Source organism: Pseudomonas sp. R62, from assembly GCF_000257605.1.
GTDB classification, from domain to species: domain Bacteria; phylum Pseudomonadota; class Gammaproteobacteria; order Pseudomonadales; family Pseudomonadaceae; genus Aquipseudomonas; species Aquipseudomonas atacamensis.
Map to the genome: position 1 here is coordinate 881,645 of NZ_JH635999.1, position 4,516 is coordinate 886,160.

4 protein-coding genes are annotated in these 4,516 nt (G+C 44.3%); 3 read left to right on the forward strand and 1 reads right to left on the reverse strand.

What is annotated here, in order from left to right; translation table 11 throughout:
- Together OQK_RS22380 and OQK_RS22385 are read left to right on the forward strand one after the other, a co-directional pair.
- Positions 1–322, forward strand: a 322-nt coding sequence (locus OQK_RS22380; protein WP_238537245.1) for a LysR substrate-binding domain-containing protein, incomplete at its 5' end; no start/stop codon positions are given.
- A 114-nt stretch (positions 323–436) separates the two neighbouring features.
- Positions 437–1,033: a hypothetical protein gene (locus tag OQK_RS22385; protein ID WP_157221926.1), complete on the forward strand. Its 597-nt coding sequence runs from the start codon at positions 437–439 to the stop codon at positions 1,031–1,033.
- 297 nt (positions 1,034–1,330) lie between these two features.
- On the opposite strand, the gene OQK_RS30155 is transcribed toward OQK_RS22385, so the two are convergent.
- Complete coding sequence (locus OQK_RS30155; RefSeq protein WP_157221927.1) at positions 1,331–2,371, reverse strand: hypothetical protein; 1,041 nt, start codon at positions 2,369–2,371, stop codon at positions 1,331–1,333.
- A gap of 481 nt (positions 2,372–2,852) precedes the next feature.
- Here OQK_RS30155 and OQK_RS22390 point away from each other — a divergent pair.
- Positions 2,853–4,516, forward strand: a 1,664-nt coding sequence (locus OQK_RS22390; protein WP_157221928.1) for an AAA family ATPase, incomplete at its 3' end; no start/stop codon positions are given.

Genomic DNA, 4,516 nt, shown 5'->3' on the forward strand with positions numbered 1-4,516 from the left:
CGTATTCGAGTTCCATCGAGACGGCCGTATCGTGCGTATCCCGCCTCAGGGGCAACTGCTGACGTCGTCGCACGATCTGAAAATTCGCTCTGCCATCAATGGACTGGGCATCGTCTATACCTTCGAGGACTTCCTGCGCGAGCCGCTCTCCGATGGTCGACTGGTGCCGATTCTCGAGGACTGGTGGCAGGCCTTCGACGGTCCGTTTCTTTACTATCACGGCCGCCGCCACATGCCTTCGCCGATGAGGGCGTTTGTGGATTTTTTGCGGGGGGAAGGGGAGATTGCGGAGAGTTCAGGTGTATTCGGCGCTGTTTCGTGAGGTTAATGCATGGTCTGCCAGCTGGGCGCCCGTGGCGACGGGCAGCAATCGGCCAGATGCAGCCGTCGAAGCAAAGTGAGAAATTGTATGAGCTGGTTAGGCCGGATGAAGAACGTGTTCAAGACTACCCCTGAGGAGCAAATAATTGGTCATTCGTTCGTAGAGTTGAAATCTATATTTGGAATCAGGATCACTGAGACTGTAGGAGGACCTCGAAATTATCCTGTTTTCTCAGCGTTGACTCCTGCGGGAATACAAGCCTATTACTCAAGCTTTGTCGTCGACAAAGCTGAGACAGCAAATCTTGAAAACCTCATCAACGAACGGTTCTCACCTATCAATGAAAGACTGTTCAATGGATTGGTTGTAACCTGCTTTCAATATCGACTGAGTGATGAACGACTTATATTTTCTATTTCATACAAAGAATTCAATAGCGCTACCATTCGGCTGATCACCAACAGCTCCGAGCTATTAGGTATTTTGAGCGAAACAAATAGTGCGGCTCCTCCTCCGTGGGTGGTCTTCGATGGATACGAGGCGTCTTGGTGGGGAGGTGACATGCAGGGGACACAACGTTTTTACAACGACAACTATTTCTTTCCGTTTTTTTCATCGCTAAGTCCAGCAGAAAGAACCGCTTATTATGCAAGATATTCCGCGTCTGAGGAGTGGATCAGGAGTCTAGAGTTGACTCTGGACCTTGAATAGCGATAGCCCTGCTTCGGCCGAAAGTGGGGCGTAGTTGGATGGCTGCTTTCGGCCAAAAGCTGCCTTTCAAAACCGGCGAGGCTCGGCCCAGAGTGTGTAAAAACGCAGACACCATTTGAAAGTCTGTGTTGCTACGTAAAACCTGGCAGCGCTTGGCTAGTCGGCAGACCTGACATTTGAGTGTGACCGTGGTTTTCGTTCTGGTTCCGACATTCAATCCTGCTATAGAACTTTTTTGCAAAGCATCGGCCAGAAAAGGACGTTGACCTCCGAGATTATAATTATGTTGGATAATGCTTATTTTTTTAAGCATGCCCCTGCCCAAGTCTGCATCCCATGACCTCCCCCGGGAAGGTCGCTCACAAGTTGCAGAAAAGTAATAGCGCCGGTAGCGTTACAGACACCGTTTGCATAATTTTGCGGTGCGTTAGCGTCGCCACCAAATGGTAAGTTATTCCATATTGGACCATCGGCGGTATGAAATGCGAATGGTTTGACAGTTATATTATCAAGCCTTGTTTTTAACTCATTTATGCTAGCCGACAGCTCAATAGCTTGCTGGTCTTTTAGCTGTTGAAGAGCCTCGTATTTATGGCGATTTTCACTGGCAAGATCATATCCATAGAGTTCTTCGTCAGGAAGTATCACGGTGTAATTTCCTACAGATGTTCCTAAGCCTACACTTGCTCTCGGGTAAATGACTTTGCCTGAGGCATCTTCACTTACCCTTGTACAAGAAATATTGAAGCCATCTTGAGGTACAGCTAGCTTTTTTGAACCATCAAAGGGCTGGCTGCTGCCGTCATCCGAAAAACTTGAGCTAACACAAGAAATTTTATTGAATGTAGCACTTCCGATAGTCAAAGTGGTTATTGAATCTTTTCGTGCTCCTGAAATTATCACAGATTGTGGTGCCTGAAACTGATGTGTGATTAATAGACCTCTGATCTCAATTGCACGACACTCGTTGAATCCTAGCAGCGCATCAACTACTACTGTCGAAGAAAACGAGGAGTCTTTTTCCCACTGGGAGGACATCGTCACGCCAACCCGACAAAATTCTGAAGCTTTCTGGCTAGAAGAAGTGGCTCCAAGTGAGAATTTAAATGGTATGTTTTCGATGATGGCCTCTGAGGCAGTATTGATTGCTGAGCTATTAACTTCCCCTGTTTTTGAGCAGAATTTATTAAAGTAATAAGAGAGTTCGGAAGACTCTCGTTCATTCGTACGAATATTTCTGGTCGCGCCTGCATACACCTCTGCGCAATCTGCCGCGTGCAGCATTTGACTACAAAGATATAGTCCACCGATTAAAAATTTAACTATAGTGGTGTTCATCACGGTGATCCTTGAATAGTTTTTGTAGAGTAGCTTACTTTTTTAGAGGTAAAAAATCTTTTCACTATAAAAGCTTAATTTTAAGTTTCATTTGGCTATTGTTTCAGTTTTGAACCATGCTTAAGCCCCATCTCAATGATCGGTATAATTTGAGCTTGTCTTTATCGAGGGCACGCTTTTCAATTTCGACCAAGGGATCGTTATTAAAACGGTTTTTATGGATGGCGATATGACTTGGTTTGGTGAAGTTGTTTCGGAAGCTGAGTGCAATACTGGCCTTTCCGGTACGATGATGCCCCTTTCATTTTTACATTCGCCTGTCAACCGACCGCTTCTAGCCGAAATCTGCCGGGCACAACCGGCGGGAGTCGGCCATCAGCGGACGCTCACTTCCGATTGAACCTGGTCGATAGCGGTTCCACAGTGCTAACGAAGGCACGAAGGTGGCCACCGCTTTGATATCAGCTCGAATTGAGTTAGGGTGTTGATACAAAATAGCAATGCGGATGATTGGCTAATGATTGTCGGATTGTTCATAAGAAATTTTAAAATCTATCAAAATATTAATTACATACCTCTCTCTAAAGGAAAGTTATTTAGTGCGATAGTAGGGGAGAATGGGGCTGGAAAAAGTTCCATTCTGGAAGCTTTGAATTCATACTTCAATAATTTTGATTGGAACTGCAATCATATTGTCGTGACTAGCGGGTTTGACACCAGGGAGCCTTTTATATGCCCTGTATTTCTTTTTGAAAAAAGTCGTCTGCCCAGCACCTTTAAATACGAATCAGCCTTGGAAGTTGCTAGCTGTTTCGTATGGAGCGCTACTAGTCAGTCCTTTAACTCTGCTAATAGAAAGATAGCAGCACAGTTTTGTGAGCATCGCGATCAGCTTATTGAGGAAGGCTACAGCGGTGAAACCCACTACCTTTTCCCAATGGGTTTGTTGAAGCATGGTGTGAATACACCTGCTGAAAATTATTTTTCGATTTTTGAAACGCACGAAGATGAAATCGGCATAAAGTTTGTTGACATTATTGGCAAGGCTGAGGCGGAAGCTTTTTTGCAATTGGTCCAAGAAGCTTATAGCTTTGTATACCTGCCGTCGGAAATCGATTTCCAGTCGTATACGAAAATTGAAGGACGAACCATACAAGCGTTGCTTGGGCGAAAGCTCGATAGTATCGTGCGTGCGTTTATTAGCTCAAAGACGATTACAGATATCAATCGTGATTTGACAGCATTTCTCAATGAGATTGCTGCAGTGCTCGAAGGGTATGAGTATAAAAAACCTTCAAAGAAACAAACCCTATTTAATCATTCTCACTTCACAGAAAAAGTCATCGAGGCTTTTTTTGACTCGAAAGTCTTAACAAAAATTGATGGCGACAACTCCACCCCAGTTAACAATCTTAGCTCTGGTGAGAAACGAAAAGCGCTTATTGATGTTGCGCGTGGTTTTCTGCTAAGAGCAGAACAGAGCGGGCCTCAGCAAGTCATCTTAGCAATCGACGAACCGGAGCTTTCTCTTCATGTGTCCGCTTGTTTTGAGCAATTTGAGAAACTCAGAGAAATATCTGAAGCGAATGTCCAAACAATTATCACGACACACTGGTATGGTTTTATGCCGATAGTTTCGAATGGGGTCGCTGTATATATTTCAAAGATAGAGCAGGCGCGCGCGGCCCCACTAATCGACTTGAGGTGTTTTCGTGACGATATCAAAAAATTAAAAGAAAAAACACGAGGTGTACTGCCGGCGAATATTGAATTGAAAGGGATGAATGATCTGGTTCAATCGATCATCGCATCAATTACAGGGTCGGATTATAAATGGATAGTTTGCGAAGGGTCATCTGATAAAATCTATTTAGAACATTATTTCTCTGGTGATCCACAGAGGCCCTTTATACTGCCGGTCGGCGCAGCAAAAAATGTCAAAAAAATATTTTCATATATTGTAATGGCGTTGGATTCTGACAGAGATGATATAGAGGGAAGAGTTCTATTCTTACTTGATACAGATAAGAGCTTTGAGAAATTTGAGGGGTCGGATGGTATCGACAATCTACGAATTCGCCGACTTTTAAACTCTTCCGCGGAAATGAAAACGACCTTGGTTCATACTACTAACTCGGTTTTTTT